The organism is Bradyrhizobium uaiense (genome assembly GCF_010811875.1).
Taxonomy (GTDB): Bacteria; Pseudomonadota; Alphaproteobacteria; order Rhizobiales; family Xanthobacteraceae; genus Bradyrhizobium; species Bradyrhizobium uaiense.
On record NZ_VKHP01000030.1, the window covers coordinates 1 to 16062 of the forward strand.

At 65.4% G+C, this 16062-nt stretch carries 12 protein-coding genes; 2 read left to right on the forward strand and 10 right to left on the reverse strand.

Annotated features, from left to right (window positions below):
- The 3 genes from FNJ47_RS10265 to FNJ47_RS10275 form a co-directional block, all read right to left on the reverse strand.
- Positions 1-556, reverse strand: a 556-nt coding sequence (locus FNJ47_RS10265) for a fumarylacetoacetate hydrolase family protein (RefSeq protein ID WP_163152963.1), incomplete at its 3' end; no start/stop codon positions are given.
- Positions 557-568: 12 nt separating this feature from the next.
- Complete coding sequence (locus FNJ47_RS10270) at positions 569-1933, reverse strand: LLM class flavin-dependent oxidoreductase (protein WP_163152964.1); 1365 nt, start codon at positions 1931-1933, stop codon at positions 569-571.
- A gap of 27 nt (positions 1934-1960) precedes the next feature.
- A complete protein-coding gene (locus FNJ47_RS10275; protein WP_163152965.1) occupies positions 1961-3013 on the reverse strand; it encodes an Ldh family oxidoreductase in 1053 nt (350 codons plus the stop codon).
- 402 nt (positions 3014-3415) lie between these two features.
- Between FNJ47_RS10275 and FNJ47_RS10280 the strand changes: the two genes are divergently transcribed.
- Positions 3416-7531: a GAF domain-containing protein gene (locus tag FNJ47_RS10280; RefSeq protein WP_163152966.1), complete on the forward strand. Its 4116-nt coding sequence runs from the start codon at positions 3416-3418 to the stop codon at positions 7529-7531.
- Here the strand turns inward: FNJ47_RS10280 and FNJ47_RS10285 are convergent.
- Together FNJ47_RS10285 and FNJ47_RS10290 are read right to left on the reverse strand one after the other, a co-directional pair.
- Positions 7505-7846, reverse strand: coding sequence for a hypothetical protein (locus tag FNJ47_RS10285; RefSeq protein WP_163152967.1), 342 nt, complete (start codon positions 7844-7846; stop codon positions 7505-7507). The two genes, FNJ47_RS10280 and FNJ47_RS10285, sit on opposite strands and share 27 nt — an antisense overlap.
- Positions 7847-7902: 56 nt before the next feature.
- On the reverse strand, positions 7903-8373 hold the full coding sequence (locus FNJ47_RS10290) for a cupin domain-containing protein (RefSeq protein WP_235999785.1): 471 nt from the start codon (positions 8371-8373) through the stop codon (positions 7903-7905).
- Positions 8374-8591: 218 nt separating this feature from the next.
- On the opposite strand from FNJ47_RS10290, the gene FNJ47_RS10295 reads away from it, so the two are divergent.
- Positions 8592-9191, forward strand: coding sequence for a 3-keto-disaccharide hydrolase (locus tag FNJ47_RS10295; RefSeq protein ID WP_163152968.1), 600 nt, complete (start codon positions 8592-8594; stop codon positions 9189-9191).
- A gap of 61 nt (positions 9192-9252) precedes the next feature.
- On the opposite strand, the gene FNJ47_RS10300 is transcribed toward FNJ47_RS10295, so the two are convergent.
- From FNJ47_RS10300 to FNJ47_RS10320, 5 genes are all read right to left on the reverse strand, one after another.
- Entirely contained in the window at positions 9253-10755 is a 1503-nt protein-coding gene (locus FNJ47_RS10300; protein ID WP_347341650.1) for a hypothetical protein, read from the reverse strand.
- Between the two features lie 94 nt (positions 10756-10849).
- Positions 10850-11956 (reverse strand): glycoside hydrolase family 5 protein, encoded by a 1107-nt coding sequence (locus FNJ47_RS10305; protein WP_163152969.1) that lies wholly within the window; start codon positions 11954-11956, stop codon positions 10850-10852.
- 62 nt (positions 11957-12018) lie between these two features.
- Positions 12019-14337 (reverse strand): exopolysaccharide transport family protein, encoded by a 2319-nt coding sequence (locus FNJ47_RS10310; RefSeq protein ID WP_163152970.1) that lies wholly within the window; start codon positions 14335-14337, stop codon positions 12019-12021.
- Positions 14338-14490: 153 nt separating this feature from the next.
- On the reverse strand, positions 14491-15243 hold the full coding sequence (locus FNJ47_RS10315; RefSeq protein WP_163152971.1) for a polysaccharide deacetylase family protein: 753 nt from the start codon (positions 15241-15243) through the stop codon (positions 14491-14493).
- Entirely contained in the window at positions 15240-16058 is an 819-nt protein-coding gene (locus tag FNJ47_RS10320) for a class I SAM-dependent methyltransferase (protein WP_163152972.1), read from the reverse strand. Before FNJ47_RS10320 ends, FNJ47_RS10315 begins: the two co-directional genes overlap by 4 nt.
- Positions 16059-16062 lie beyond the last annotated feature (4 nt).

The window sequence follows — 16062 nt, forward strand, 5'->3', positions numbered from 1 at the left end:
GGTCGAGATCGACATCGGTCTCGATCCACGGGCCCATCGGCTTGAACGTGTCGGCGTTCTTGGATCGCCACAGCCCGCGGTCGGCCTTCTGCCAGCTGCGCTCGGAGACGTCGTTGCCGATGGTGTATCCGAACACGCAGTCCATCGCATTGGCTTCGGTGAGGTGCTTGGCGGTCTTGCCGATCACGACGACGAGCTCGCCCTCGTAATGGATCTTCTCGGTCGCGCTCGCGGGGATCACCACGTTTTCGTCATGGGCGATCAGCGCGTTCTGCGCGCGGTAGCCGATCTCGGGTCGATCGGGGACGTTCGGCACCGTACCGGCCTTGTCGGCGGCTTCCTTGAGGTGCTTCAGATAATTCAGTCCAACGCAGTAGAAGGTGCGCGGGATCAGCGGCAGCTCGATCTTGACGTCCTTCAACGCATGGGTCTTCGCGGTTTTGCTCCATTCCGAAAACGGATCGCCGTTGACGGTGATGACGGTGTCGCCCTCGACGAGGCCCCAAGAAGGAGTGCTCGCAGTATTGCCCGCGGCGGTGAACTTCAGCCAGCGCATGATATTGTCCCTCTATTCCGCAGCCTGCGCCCGGGTCTTCCAGGCGCCGGCAGCCGGGCGCTTGAGCCCGAGATTCTCGCGCAGCGTCGTGCCGGCATAGTCCTTGTGGAACAGGCCGCGCTTCTGCAGCTCGGGTACCACGTGATCGACGAAGTCGGCGTAGGAGCCCGGCACGTAGCTCGCTGCGATGACGAAGCCGTCGCAGCCGCGATTGACAAACATTTCCTCCAGCCGATCGGCGATCTCCTTCGGGCCGCCGACCATCGCGTCCTGCACCTGGCCGCGGCCGGAGAAGGTGATGAAGTCGCGGGTCGAGGGATTGGTCTTGCCGGAGGTGCGCAGCACGCCGTCGCGGATGCCGAGCATGCCTTGCATGCCCTGCAATTCCTCTGTCGTCAGCGGCTCGTCGATCCCCTTGGCACCGAAGTCGAAGTTGAGGCCTTCGGCGAGCAGCGACAGCGCGTCGATCTCGAGCGGCAGCTTCTGGATCACGGCCATCCTGTCTTCGGCCTCCGCCTTGGTTGCACCGGTCACCGGCGTGATCAGATTACAGAGGAACATCTGGTCGGGATCGCGCCCGGCCTTGACGGCCTCGCCCCGGATCGCGTCATAGCCCTGCTTGGCGTTGGCGAGGTTGCGCGCTGCGGTGAAGATCACCTCGCCCCAGCGCCCGGCAAAGCGCTGGCCGCGGCCGGAGGCGCCGGCCTGGATCACGACGGGATGGCCCTGCGCCGAGCGCGGCACCGTGAACGGGCCGCGCGAGGTGAAGAACGCGCCCTTGTGGTCGAGCCGCTTCACCTTGGTCGGATCGGCGAAGCGGCCACTTGTCTTGTCGATCACCAGCGAGCCGTCTTCCCAGGCGTCCCAGTGGCCGAGCACCACCTCCATGAACTCGTCGGCGCGGTCATAGCGGTGATCGTGCTCGAGATGCTGCTCGCGGCCCATATTGAGGGCTTCCCCGTCATTGACCGACGTCACCACGTTCCACGCCGCACGGCCGTTCGTCATCAGGTCGAGCGTGGCGAAGCGGCGGGCGACGTCGAACGGCTCGAAATAGGTGGTGGACGCGGTCGAGGCGAGGCCGAGCTTGGTGGTGACCATGCCCATCGTGGTCAGCACCACGATCGGGTCCATCTTCACGCAGCGGATGCCGTATTCGACGGTGTGGGCGTGATCGTTGCCGTAGCGATCGGGCATTGCGAGGCGATCGTCGAAGAACGCCATGTGGAACTTGCCGCGCTCCAGGATGCGCGCGATTTCCTGGTAGTAGTCCGCCGACATCGAATCGTCGCGCGACTCCGGGTGGCGCCAGGAGCTCGGCAGATTGGTGCAGTTCTGCGCCTGCAGGAAGCCAACCAGCGCCATTTGCCGTGTCATGTCGTTCTCCTGTATCCGGGCGATGTATCAGCGAAGGCCGAAGTCGTCGGTCAGCTTGTAGTCGGCGGCGAGCGCCTTGAGCTTGTCCCAGGTCGCATCCTCGATCTCGATGCCGTCCTTGCGCCGCTGCTGCTCGCGCAGATATTCGATCTCGCCCGGATAGAACACGCCGCGGCTGCCTTCGGAGGGCGGTGTCGATTTCAGATAGCGGGCGAAGTCGGCGACTTCCTTCTTGAAGTCCTGCAATGGACGGAACGCGGCGACGTTGAACACCGCCATGAAGCAGCCGTCGTTGTGGCGGCCGGTCGGCTCGACGCCGAAACCGAGGCCGGTCAGGAGGCCGCACAGCACCTCGACCATCGCGGCAAGGCCCGAGCCCTTGTAGCCCTCGCTGCCGCCGAGCGGCAGCAGCGCGCCGCCCTTGCGGTAATCCTTCGGATCAGTGGTGTCGCGGCCCTCGGCATCGATGATCCAGCCCTTCGGGATGCTCTCGCCGCGCGCCACCGCGAGCTGGATCTTGCCGGCCGCGACCGCCGAGGTCGCCATGTCGAGATAGAATGGCGCCTCGAGATCGGAGGGCACCGCGATCGAGAGCGGGTTGGTGCCGAGCCGAGCCTCGCGGCCCCCGAACGGCGCGACATGTTTCGGCGAGCGGCCGGAATCGGCGGCGGCAATTCCCATCATGCCTTCGCGCATCGCCATCAGCGGGTAATGCGCGAGACGCCCGACATGGCTCTGCCGGAACACGGTGCAGGCCGCGACATTGGCGGTCTTCGCCTTGTTGATGGTCATCTCCATCGCCTTGGCGTTGACGTGGAAGCCGAAGCCCCAATGACCGTCGATCACGGTCGTGGTCGGCGTCTCCTGCACGACGGTCCATTTCGCGCCGGGCACGATATGGCCGGCCTTGATGCGGTCGACATAGGTCGGGATCGCGATCACACCGTGGGAGTCGTGGCCGGCGAGGTTGGCGTTGACGCAGCCGGAGGCGACCGCGCTGGCCTCCTCCTCCGACGCGCCGGCGCCCTTCAGCAGCGCCGCGCCGATGCGCGTGAGACGGTCGGCCTGGACGATCGGCATGGGATTTTCCTCGCGGTCCGCCCGCATGATGCGCGGGTCTTGCTTGCTGTTGTCTGCGGCATGGTCTCAAAGCGCCGAGGTGCGAGCAAGCGCAGAAAATCCGGTCCGCCATACCGCCAGCAGGGTGCTGGCGCCGATGTTTTCACCGAGTGGAACGGGCGAGGTCGCGATGCGGAATTTGGCCGCTCCGCCGACGCAGGCAGGGCCGCAATCCGGGCTTTATGGCCTTACGGCTCAGGCTGGCACACCGGCGTCCGTAATATCCCGGAAAAGGGCCTTCCGCGTTCGTCAGCCGTTTACTTTGTCGTGCAACTTGCCGGATACGCTAACCACCACTTAGGCCTATCGCGGGCAATGTTCCGCTCCAGTTTGAAGGGGGTGGCCCCGGGGCCTTCAGGAATCGTGCAGTCGAGCATCGGGCGTACATTCGCGGCGTTGAATGCCACCAACGAAGCGATCCTGTACGCAAAATCACCAGAAGAACTTTACGGAAAGGTCTGCGAAGCCGCGTTCTCGGGCGGGAGCTTCCTGGCCGCGACCGTGTTCTTGCTGGAGCCGGATACCGGTCTGCTGACCTTCGCAGCCGGCTGCGGCGACGATGTCGCGCGTCTGCGCAGCATTACCATTTCCGCGATCGCCCACGCTCCGGAAGGCGAAGGCGTTGCCGGGCAGGCGTTCCGCGACCAGCGGGTCTGCGTCAGCAACGACTATGTCAACGACTCCCGTTCGGCGGCCTGGCGCAGCGGCGCCGCGGCGGCCGGTGTCGGCGCGGCGGCGGCGGTGCCATTGGTCTGCGCCGGGCGAAGCGTCGGCGTCTTCATGGTGACGCGGCGCGAGAGCCACTCGCTCAGCGAGGAGATCGTTTCCCTGCTGGAGCGCATGGCCGCGAACGTCTCCTTCGCGCTCGATAATTTCGACCATGAGGCGTCGCGCAAGAGCGGCGAGCGGGCGATGCGCCGGCTCAACCGCATGTTCGGCGCCATCAGCGCAACCAATGAGGCCATCCTTCGCGCCAAGACCGAGCACGATCTCTATCAGCGGGTCTGCGACGCCGCGGTGTTCAGCGGAAAGTCCTTCGCCACCGTGGTGCTGCTGGCCGAGCCTGACACGCACTGGCTCGAGCCCGTCGCCGGCACCGGCGAGGCGATCGACCTGATCACCCAGACGCGCTTCTCGACCGATCCGGACAACGTCTATGGCAAGGGTATTTGCGGCGAGGCGTTCCGGACCCAGCGGCCGTGCGTCGAGCACGACATCCCGATATCGATAAGGGAAGCGAATACGCCAATCCGCGGCAGCGGCCTGATGGCCTGCGTGGCGCTGCCGCTCACCCGGTTCGGCAAGAGCATCGGCGTGCTGATCTTCTTCACGAGCAATTCCTGGGCGCGCGATGAAGAGATCATCGCGCTGCTGGCGGGGATCGCCGAAAACGTCTCGGTTGCGCTCGACAATTTCGGCCGTGCCACCGAGAAGGCCAGGGCGGACGCCGAGCGCGAGCGGTTGTCGCGGATGTTCGCGGCGCTGAGCGCGACCAACGAGGCGATCATGCGCGCCAGGTCGCGGCTCGAAATGTTCGAGCTGGTCTGCGCCGCGGCGGCGCATGGCGGCGGGTTCAATTCCACCAGCATTCTGATCGCCAAGCCCGGCGACGATTTCCTGGAGATGATGGCGGTCGCGGGTCCGACCGCCGAGAATGCGCGCCGCCTCAACGTCTCGCGCAGCGACGCGCGGCCCGAAGGGCGCGGCGTCTGCGGCAGGGCGTTCCGCTCCCGGCGCGCCTGCATCAACAATGATTTTCTGGGCGACGCCGCCAACAACCCGTTCCGCGAAATCATCGACCGCGAGGATGCGCGATCGGGCGCAGCCTTTCCCTTGACCGTCGACGACGAGCCGGTCGGCGTGATGCTGTTCATCTCCGCCAAACGCAACACCTTCACGGCCGAATTCGCCGAGCTCCTCCAGCGGCTCGCCGACAACGTCGCCTATGCGCTCGGCAGCTTCGATCGCGCCGATGAGAAGGCGCGGACCGAGGAGCAGAAGGAACGGCTGCGGCGAATGTTCGCGGCGCTGAGCGCGACCAACGAGGCGATCATGCGGGCGAAATCCCGCAGCGAGCTGTTCAATCTGGTCTGCGACGCCGCAGCGGTCGGCGGACAGTTCATCTCGGCCACGATCAGGCTGGTCCGCCCGGGCGAAGCCTTCCTCGACAATGTGGCGGCCTCGGGTCCCGACCGGGTGCGGGCCCGCGAAGTCCAGCTGTCGGCCGACGCGACGCGCCCGGAAGGCCAGACCCTGACCGGCGTTGCGATCCGCACCCGCAGGCCCTGCATCAGCAACGACTATCTCAGCGACTTCGGCCCCGAATCGCATGTCTACCCGGTCGTTCGCGACAGCGGCAGCAAGTCCGGCGCGGCGCTGCCGCTGCTCAAGAACGGCGAGGCGATCGGCGCGCTGGTGTTTCTATCCAGCGAATTCGGCACATTCAGCCCGGAGATGATGGCGCTGTTGCAGCGGCTCGCCGAGAACGTCTCGTTCGCGCTCGCCAATTTCGACCGCGCCGACGAGAAGGCGCGCGCCGATGAGCAGAAGGAGCGGCTGTCGCGGATGTTCGCGGCGTTGAGCGCGACCAACGAGGCGATCATGCGGGCGAAGTCCCGCTCCGAGCTCTATCAACTGGTCTGCGAAGCGGCGGCAACCGGGGGAAAATTCACCTCGGCCACCATCGCGCTGGCGCAGCCGGGAAGCGACTATCTCCGGATTGTCGCAATCGCGGGCCCGGCGGCAGAAGGCGCGAGCCAGGTGACGCTCTCGATCAGCGAGGCGCACCCCGAGGGGCGCGGCGCCTGCGGCAGGGCGTTCCGGTCGGGCAAGGCCTGCATCATCAACGACTATTTTGCCGATACCGAGACCGCAGCTTTTCATGAACGGGCGCGGCTCGATGGGACGCAGTCCGGTGCCTCGTTCCCGCTGACCGTCAACGGCTGGGTGGTCGGCGTCATGATCTTCGTCGCGATCGAGAAGGACACGTTCACACCGGAATTCGCCGAACTGTTGCAGCGGCTCGCCGACAATCTGGCGTTCGCGCTCGAGAGTTTCGATCGCGCCGACGAGAAGCACAAGGCCGACGAGCGCATCGAATACCTTGCCTCGCATGACAGCCTGACCAATCTGCCGAACCGCGAGACGTTCAACGAGATGCTGCGTCACGCGATCTCGGCGGCGGATCGCCATCGCCGGCAGCTTGCGGTGCTGTTCATCGACCTTGATCGTTTCAAGATCATCAACGACTCGCTCGGTCACGACGCCGGCGACATGCTGCTGGTGGCGATCGCCAAGCGGCTGCGTGAATCCTTGCGCGCGAGCGACGTGGTGGCGCGGCTCGGCGGCGATGAGTTCGTGGTCATCCTCGAGGAGACCTGCGAACGGGACGACGTCGAGCGGATTGCCGGCGATCTCCTGGTCTCGCTCAGCCATCCGCTGCAGATCAGTGGGCACGAGTGCCACACCACGGCCTCGATCGGGATCGCGATGTATCCGGCCGACGGCTCCGACGTGCAGACGCTCACCAAGAACGCCGACATGGCAATGTATCTCGCCAAGGAGGACGGCAAGAACGGCTTCCGCTTCTTCTCCAACGAGGTCAGGGCGCAGTCGATCGAGCGCCTGACGATGGAGAGCGCGCTGCGCCGCGCGCTGGAGCGCGACCAGTTCACGCTCGAGTATCAGCCCAAGGTCGACATGGCGAGCGGGCAGATCAGCGGCGTCGAGGCGCTGTTGCGCTGGACCCATCCCGAGCTTGGCAAGGTATCGCCGGGGCAGTTCATTCCGCTCGCCGAGGAAGTCGGCCTGATCGTGCCGATCGGCCGCTGGGTGCTGAAGGAAGCCTGCGCGCAGAACATGGCGTGGCAGCACCGCGGCCTCAAGGCGGTGACCATGGCGGTCAACCTCTCGCCGCGGCAGTTCGGCGATCCGAATTTGCTCAACGATATCGATGAGGCGCTGGCGGCGAGCGGCATGCCGCCGGCACTGTTGCAGCTCGAGGTCACCGAGAGCATGGTGATGCGCAACGTGACGCGCGCGGTCCGCGTGCTCGATGCGATCCAGAACCGGGGCATTCGGCTGGCGATCGACGATTTCGGCACCGGCTATTCGTCGATGTCGCTGATGAAGCAGTTTCCGATCGACACGATCAAGATCGATCGCTCCTTTGTGCGCGACCTGCCCGGTGATTCCGAGGACGTTGCGATCGCGCAGGCGATCATCAGCATGGGCAAGGCGCTCGGCATGACCATCGTCGCCGAAGGCGTCGAGACCTCCGAGCAGCAGGAGTTCCTGCGCGCGCATGCCTGCGACGAGATGCAGGGATTCCTGTTCAGCCGGCCGCTGCCGCCGCGCGATCTCGCCGAGTTGTTGAAGACGTCGCCGGCGCTGACCTCGCCTCCGTTGCAGCCGTCGCTGGACGACGAGGTGATCGGCGAGGCCGTGCCGGATCTAGGGCGGAAACGCGCTGTCGTCTGACGGCTGCACGGGCAAGTCGCGGACGTCGGAATCGGTCGACGCGACCTTGCGCGAGAAATCATACGGCCATGGCACGATGTCCTGGCCGGCGAGCGTCCGGCGCAACACGCTGGCTCCCTCGGCGAAGCTGGCGCCGTCGGGCAGCCTGAGCTGGTAGCTCAACCCGGATGGCAGCGACTCCGCGGCATCGCGCATCTCGAATGCCGGTCCCCACCACCACGCCGGCGCCGGCGGCCGTTCCGGCTCGGGAATGGCGCGCCAGCGCGCGAACTCGTCGGCGATGCGGGCAAACTGCAATCTGGCGGCGGGATGCATCGAAGGCCCTTCCTTGGGCCGTGATGATAGCATCGCCCCGACTGTGCGCAACGCGGCTACTTCTGTTCCGCCTCCGTTGCGGTGGCCGGGCCTTCGCCCATGATCAGCAATACGGCGTCCTCGTCCTTGGCGCCGTCCCAATGCACCTGCTTGCCGAAATGGGTGACGAAGCTGCCCGCCGGCATCGCCACCGTGCCGTGATCGGGATCGAATTTCGGACCGGAACCGACCCACCAGGTGCCCTTGAGCACGACGATGTAGCGGTCGTTGGGATGGAAGTGCGGACGGCTGAAGTGATTGCCCTTGGTCCATTTGGTGTAGACCATATAGAACCCGGGCTTCGAGGGATCGCCGACCACGACGGCGTTCTGCGCGCCGCGCGCGTCGACCGGGCTCCAGGGAATCTGATCCGGCAGCTTGTAGGTGACGGCAGCGGGATTGAGCTCGGCCGCCGAGCTGACGCTCAGCGTGCCGGCAAGGGCCAGCGGCATCAGCAGGTATTGCCAGGATCGGTTCGACGCCGTCATCGGATTCTCCCAGATCAGATTCCTCGGGCAACTGCCGCGCCCGTATGCCGCGTGATGGTAGTCGCTGTCGTTCGAGCGGAGCAAGACGCGTCCGCGCATGTCTGACCTCAAGATTGCGACAACAGTCCGTGACACAACGCAGCTGCAACATGAAAAACGATTTACGCCGCTGCGGACGATGATAGGTTGCGCGCCAACCAAAAGACGGGAGGACAACCTTGAAGAAGCAACTGTCGATACTGGCGGCGGGACTCGTGATCGGTGCGGCCGCGCTGCAATTCTCCACTGGCGCATCGGGTGACGACGGCTGGGTCACGCTGCTCGACAGCTCCAGGAAGGGCGACTGGGACGAGGTCGGCAAGGCCAATTGGGCCATGAAGGACGGCGCGCTGGTCGCCGACAAGCTCGACGGCAAGGATCTCTCCTATCTCGTCAGCAAGACCCAGTACAAGGACTTCCAGATCCGCGCCGAGTTCTGGACCGACGAGGACGCCAACAGCGGCGTCTTCATCCGCTGCGAAGGCAACAAGGTGATCGACTCCAAGGTCTGCTACGAGGTCAACATCTTCGACAAGCGGCCCGATCCGACCTACGGCACCGGCGCGATCGTCGACGTCGCCAAGGTCGATCCGATGCCGAAGGCAGCCGGCAAATGGAACGTCTACGAGATCACGGCGCAGGGGCCGCATTTCGTCGTGACGCTGAACGGCCAGAAAACTGTCGACGCCCAGGACTCCAAGCGCGCCAGCGGCTACATCGCGCTTCAATATGGCTCGGGTGTGGTCAAGTTCCGCAAGGTGCAGATCAAAGCGCTCTGACGGCGCAGGTCGAGGATAGCCTGGTCGCGGCGCGGCCGGGCTTCTTCTTGCCTGTCCTGCGCTATCGATCGGTGACCTTCAGATCGTCGCCTTGCGTACGCAAATGATGGCCGATCACGAGCCCGGTCAGGCCCAGCAAGAGCCCGAGTGCCGGCGGCGCGAACAGCGCCTCTTCCTGGAAGATGCCGTTCACCAGCACGACCATCGTGCCGAATGCGGCGAGCCCCTGCGTGAGAATTCCCGAGGCGGCATAGAGGCGCCAGGCCTTCAGTGCCATCGCAAAGAAGAAGCCGAGCGGCACCACCGCGCCGATCCCCATCTGGTAGAGCAGGACGCCGACGGCGCTCTCCACCGCGCCGTCCATCGTGCCGGCCGCTTGCGCGGCGTTCCAGTCGATCGTGAAGTAACCCTCGGAGAGATTGCCGCCGACGCCGAGACCGCGGCCGATCGGGTTCTGTCGGAATCCGTCCCAGCCGCCCATGAAGCCGATCACGTGGAAATCGCCGATCTGGAGTCCGATATGGATGGCTGCGATGGCATACACCACGAGCCCGACCAACGCGACGGCAAGGGTGATGGTGGCGCCGAACAGCCAGGTTGCTGTCCAGGCCAGGGCGACGAAGATCACCAGGACGAGCGCGCCCTTGACGCTGCAGAAGACCAGCAACGGGATCGCGGCCAGCGCCAGCCAGCGATAACCGACCGCGAACAGGAACAGGACGGAGAAGGCGATCCCGTAGCCGAAGCTGATCGGGCTCATATTCGGCCCGAAGATGCGCAGAATTGACGACAGTCCGAGATCCTCGAACAAGGGGCTGTTGAGAAAGCTGAAGCGGAAGCGGTCGATCAGATCGACGGGCACGTTGCCGGTTTGGCGCATCTCGGCTTCCCAGGACCCGGAGCGAGTCGCCTTCAGTTCGTCGAAGTGCCAGAACGTGTAGCCATTGGTAATGGTGAGCCAGAAATCGCGGAACAGCAGTTCGACATATCCGCAGACGATTAGCAGGATGGCGACCGCCACCAGGAACGGGGTGATACGGATCTCGAAGGTTGCCGCGGTCAGCAGTGAGAGCTGGAACAGAAACAGCGGAAACGCAATGTTGCGCAGATAGACGAGCGATGCATGCGCGTCCTGCGTCGCGCCGAGCAGGAAGTACACCCCAACGACCGCGAGGGTCATCAGCCCCCATCTCATGATCCGGTCGATCTCGGCGGAGTGCCTGCGCTCGCGCAGCAGATACAGCGCCAGCGTGACCAGCCACATCACCGCGCAGATGAGGAAGTTGTAGCCCTTGACGAAATCCATCTCCTGCTCGGTCGCTATGTAGGACGACAGGATCGAGACGAAGAGATTCTGGAAGAAGATGATGAAGACGGCGATCGACGGCGCATAGGCCGGCGCCGCAAGCACGATCGCGCACCCGATCAGGCTTTCGACGACGATCGTGAGCCCGGCATTGGCAGCCTGCATGATCGGCGCAAACGCGATCGATGCCACGGCGATGCCGAGGGCAGGAACCAGGTCGCCGGCCAACAGCGGCCGTGGGGCTATCTCTGCTCGCACTGGCTCTGACCTAAATGACCGGACGTGTGGATATGCCACACCCGCATCGTCGATCTAGCCGCGCATTGTGTAAGAACGGGTTAACCAGCAGCCGCTAGCGCGTCCCGAGCAGCGCCTTCAGCACCTCGCGGTCGGCCTTGCCGGTGGCGGCATCAGCCAGACCGAAGCCCTGCGACATTTCCCAATGTGTCCAGCCCCAGCACTGTTGCCGGGCGTAGGTGGTGACGCCGGCGAGCCAGCGCAGCCGGCTGTCGCGCGGAGCCCCGGCCTTGAGCACCCCGAATTCATTGATAATGATCGGCCGCGAATGCTGCCGCTGCCAGGCGGTGGCCGGCTCGAGCCATTTGTCGATGCCGCGGTCGGGCGTGGCCCGGTCGACCATCGCAAGCGCCTTGCGCTGGTTCATCGCGGAGAGCCGTTCCCGCAACTGCTGGACTTGCGGATCGTCAGCGCGGACCGGATAGGGCAATCCGATGACGTCGTGGAGCGGCTCATTCGGGTCCCAGTGAGCCTGATGGGTGAATACCATCGGATCGTAGAAGTGAATGGCATAGACGACGTTCGGATCGTCGAGCGGCGTGAAGCCGGGCAGTGAATCCGCGCGCTGCCAGTTGACGGGACCCGTGATCAGCGTGGTTTGCGGAAGCAGTTTGCGAATGAAGCCGGCGAGCTCGCGGACTTCGCCTTGCCATTGCGCGGCATCGACCTCCGGCTCGTTCAGGAGTTCCGCAAAGACGCGATCGGACGGATAGCGCTGCATGACCCGCGCGAGCGCGGTCCATGCGCTGTTCATTTCGGCCATCGCGCCGGACGGATCGTCCTTGTGCAGCGCGTTGAAGTGCTGGCCCGAATGCAGGTCGATCGACACGGCATAGCCGAGCGCGAGCAGGGTCGTCAGCGCGCCATCGACGGTTTGCAGGCGGCGGTCGATTTCCGCTTTCGCGGCGAAGCGCGGCATGACGAAGTCGGCCGCCACCGGCAACCGGATGTGGGTCAAGCCGGCCTTGCGTAGCTCGAGCAGCAGGCTGCGCGGTGGTGCAGACCGTGGATCGGCGATCCAGCCGTCGGCATTGACGCCACGCGACAGCGCCGTGAGCCGATCCGCCGCGACGCCTTCGATCAGGGCGGGACAGGCCCGTGCGGCCACGGACAGCAGGATGGAAGCGGCGGCGATGATGGCGGGGATCGATAGCCGGGCCATTGGACGATCAACTCGCGATCGCGGCAGGAGCAGGACACAAGCCGGCGCGACCCGCGCATCGCTCAGGCATATTGCTTGTCGTGTTGCCGGCTTGCGGCGGTCGATAGGAGTTCGTTGAGCACCACACCGGCGAGCTTGCGTTCGGCGCCACCGAGCGCGGTGATGATGTCTTCCATTGACGCGTTGATGTCGTGATCCACCGGCAGCGCCGCGATCAGCCCGTCCGCCATGTCGAACAGCTGCCGTTCGTCCGCACCCCACGGCATCGGCGGCCCGTCGAGGATGATGAGATCATGGCCGCCGGCGGAGCGGGCCTGCGCGATCGCCTTCCGGATCGCCTCGCTGGCCCTGGCGGGATTGCCGGGGATCGCCGGCAGGATCGCGATGCCGTTCGCGGTGTTGATGGCGCGTGACGCCTTGCTGCCGATGGTCAGCCAGTCGAGGCGGCTCGGCCTGCTCTGGACGGGATGCGCGACCCTGTCGGTCAGGGAGTGCACGCTCGCGTCCGCATCGATCAGCAGGACGCGTGCACCGTCGCGCGCAGCGACAAGCGCGATATTGAGCGCGACGACGCTGCGATCGGGATCGTTGGCTGTGCCGACCACGGCCAGCACGGGGACGCCGCCGGGCGCCGTCCGCGTTGCCAGCGCCGCATGGATCTGGCGCATGGTGATGGAGAACAGCCCCAGCGCCGAACTGGTGCGCAGCGTCGGCCAGCCGAACCGCGTGACATCGGCCGGATTGTCGCCGGTCAGGATGCCGCCGAGCGTGCGCACGACGTCGGATTCCTGCAACTCGGCGATCAGCGGTTTCTCAATCACGGGCTTGTCGACGATGCCGGCGGCCGGCTGCACCGCGGGCGACGCCTGCACGGGTGGCTTCGGCTTCGCGATCACGGGCTGCCGTTCCGGTGCGGCATCCTGTTTCGGCTGGATCCTTGGGCGGATCGGATCGGCGCCGGGCGCGAGCCGGCTGGCGGCCACGATCCAGGCCGCGGCGGCGAGGCCGCCGAACATGAAGCCGATCATTGCGAGCAGGGTCATCGCCGGCGGGAAGGTGCGCTGCTGCGGGATCGTGGCATCGCCGATCACGCGCGCGCTCGAGGTGTTGAGGCTCTCCTGCTCCTCGGTCTCGCGCGAGCGCTTGAGGAACGACTGGTAGACGTCGCGGCTGGCATCGACTTCGCGCTCGAGCTCGCGCAGCCGTACGGACGCCTGGCTCATCTGCACGCTCTGGCGCTTCTGGGCGTCCAGTGCCTTGTTGAGCGAGGCTTCGTAGTCGCGTGCCCGGGTCAGATTGTTCTTGGCCGCCTGCGCAACGCGGTCGACCTCTTCCTTGATGGTGCGGCGCAGGTCCTCGACCTGCTGCTCGACCTTGCGCAGATCCGGATGACGCGGCCCCAGCTCACCCTGCATTTCCGCCTGACGCTTCTTCGCTTCAGCATACTGCGAGCGCAGATTGGCGATGGTCGGCGACTGCACCGCTTCGGGGATCGCGCCCGGGTCGGTCGCGCCGCGGCGGGTGGCCTCGATCTGGTCGTAGCTGGCCTGCGCGTCGAGCGACTGGGCACGCGCTGCGGCCAGCCGCTGGTTGCCGCCCGAAAGTTGCTGGTCGGTCAGCAGATTGTCCTGCGAGCCGACGAAATTGTTCTGCGCCTTGTACGATGCGAGCGCCTCTTCGGCATTGCGCAGGCGTTGCTGCAGCTCCTTCAACCGGCCGGACAGGTCGCGGGTGGCGCGCCGTGCGGCCTCCGCCTGCGACTGCTTGGACTCGGTGAGGTAGGCCTTGGCGATCGCGTTGGCGAGCATCGCCGCCTTGACCGGATCGTGCGACCACACGTCGATGTCGACGATGAAGGTGCGATCGGTCTTCTTGACGTTGATATGGCGGTTCAGCGTGTCGAGCGTGTTCATCTCGATCTGCTGTTGCTGCTCCGCGCTGGTTCTCGGTTCGATGCCGAACAGGCCGAGCAGCGAGGCGAGCAGGCCCTTGCTCGCGGCGCCGCCGCCGAACTCGGGATCCCTGACGAGGTTGGTGTCGCGGATCACCTGCAGCAATACGTTGTTGGACGTGATCAGGCGCGACTGGCTTTCGACCACCATCGCGAGGCCGGAGACGTCCTGGGCGCGCGGGGTCAGCTCGCGCTCGACGAGCTGCAGCTCGCGGGGATCGACATAGAGCTGGGCGCCCGCGGTGTATTTCGGCGTGAGGCTCTTGCCGATTGCGACCGCGATGCAGGCGCAGAGCAGCGCAGCCGACAGGATCGCAACCTTGCGCGCCCACAACAGCCGGATCAGCTCGAGCACGTTGAAGCCGGCCGGGATTGCGGCCCGGCGCGGCTCCGACTTGGCCCGGTCTATCGGCTGGTCATAGCTAAGCATCGACCCCAGCTTCCGTCTGAATGGCCGCACGCATCGGCTGAGGAGCACTCTTTCGGGCCACGCAACGCGCACGAGACGACGCGGAAAAAACGCAACACGAAAAATTAACCATACTCATTCGCCGACTATTCACCAGAAAGGCAAACAAAGGGTTTAAGCGCGGGCGCATCGGAACGCCTCCGCCATCGTCAGCACAGGGACATTCCGCCGCGCCGCGGCCTCCAGCGCGTAGGTCATGAGGTCGGGCGTGCAGCCATAGAGGCTCGGCGCGTCGGCGACGTCGTGGCTGTAGAAAATTAACCAGCCGTTCATGTTTGCCGCCTCGGCGAAGGCCGCATCGATCCGCTCGTGGGACATCTGGCGGTCGATCAGCGGCATGGCGCGGAGGAATTGCAGGTCGACCTCGCCGCTGTTCACACCCGGCACGATGCTGCGGCAGGTGCGGAATTCAGACCTCAACTGGTGTTTCCGCGCATAGGAGCCGTAGCCGAACGGGTAGGCGAAGGTCTCGACCGGCATGGTCGGATCGAGCGAGTGGAGATACGTGCGGTTACGCGCGATCTCCGTCGCCAGCGAGGTCTCGTCGAGATCGCAGGCGCGGCGGTGCGAGAAGGTGTGGCAACCGACCTCATGACCGCGGCGGTGCAACGAGACGACGTCATCGGCGCTGCCGGTGGTCCAGTCGGGCGCGTCGAGCCCGACCAGCCCGCCCGACACGTAGAACGTGCCGCGGGCACCGTAGGATTCGAGAATGTCGGCGCCGAACGTCGCCGCACTCTTCGGCAGATCGTCAAAGGTGAAGGTCACCATCGGCGTCGCATTGTTCAGGCGGAAGCGCTCGACCTGAACATGCATCGCCAGCCGGTGGCTGACCTTGACCCTCGCCTCTGACCACAATGCGTTCATTGTCCAAGCTTCCGCAGGATCACATGATAGTCGCCGTGCCGGACGTCGATCTTGCCCGGCAGCAACGCGTTCATTGCCTTCGCCGCCACGTCGATCACCGCGGCCAGAACCGGCTTGCGCCGGCGCATCTCGGGATAGCGCGGGCTCTCGTATTTCTTCCGGTAGATGACCTGCAGTCCGCGGCCGGCCACGAACGCTTCGAGATTGTTGAGAGTGACCAGCGGATGGAAATGGGTCGGGAACGGCGCCTCGCCCGGCAGCCCGGCGTGCTTCTCGCCGCGGATGTGGCGGTAGAACCAGACGTGGAACCAGTGCGGGGAATATTTCGTGACGATACCCGACAGCGATTTCGGGTTCGGCGCGCCGATCAGCAGCAGTCCGTTCGGCTTCAGCGCCTCGCAGAACCCGCTCAGCGCGGCTTCCACGTCGGGGATGTGCTCGATGACGTTGTAGCAGATGATCAGGTCGAAACGCTGCTGCGGCGGGAAGCGATAGGTCTGGATGTCGCCGAGGACGGCTTCCTGCGCATAGCTGTTGTTGCGGATCTGATCAGGGTCAATGTCGACGACGGTCACATGCGAACGACGCAGCACGCCGAGCGGCAGATAGCTGGTCGAGCCGCCGCCGGCTTCGTAGATCGAAAGCGGTCCGGCCGGCAGCCGGGCCTCGAGGATGCTGTGAACCGTGAGCAGGCTCTGCTTGGCCTCGCCGGGCGGCAAGGCGAGCAGCGATTCCGGATGGATTTCGGCAGGGATAGTCATCGAGAGCTCGGCGAGCGGGGCAGGACGCGTAGCAAGCGCGAGGGATTTCGTCATTGGT

Coding starts and splice junctions, on each gene's coding strand:
- FNJ47_RS10270 (WP_163152964.1), bottom strand. CDS start 1,933: ATGACACGGCAAATGGCGCTGGTTGGCTTCCTGCAGGCGCAGAACTGC.
- FNJ47_RS10275 (WP_163152965.1), bottom strand. CDS start 3,013: ATGCCGATCGTCCAGGCCGACCGTCTCACGCGCATCGGCGCGGCGCTG.
- FNJ47_RS10285 (WP_163152967.1), bottom strand. CDS start 7,846: ATGCATCCCGCCGCCAGATTGCAGTTTGCCCGCATCGCCGACGAGTTC.
- FNJ47_RS10290 (WP_235999785.1), bottom strand. CDS start 8,373: ATGACGGCGTCGAACCGATCCTGGCAATACCTGCTGATGCCGCTGGCC.
- FNJ47_RS10305 (WP_163152969.1), bottom strand. CDS start 11,956: ATGGCCCGGCTATCGATCCCCGCCATCATCGCCGCCGCTTCCATCCTG.
- FNJ47_RS10310 (WP_163152970.1), bottom strand. CDS start 14,337: ATGCTTAGCTATGACCAGCCGATAGACCGGGCCAAGTCGGAGCCGCGC.
- FNJ47_RS10315 (WP_163152971.1), bottom strand. CDS start 15,243: ATGAACGCATTGTGGTCAGAGGCGAGGGTCAAGGTCAGCCACCGGCTG.
- FNJ47_RS10320 (WP_163152972.1), bottom strand. CDS start 16,058: ATGACGAAATCCCTCGCGCTTGCTACGCGTCCTGCCCCGCTCGCCGAG.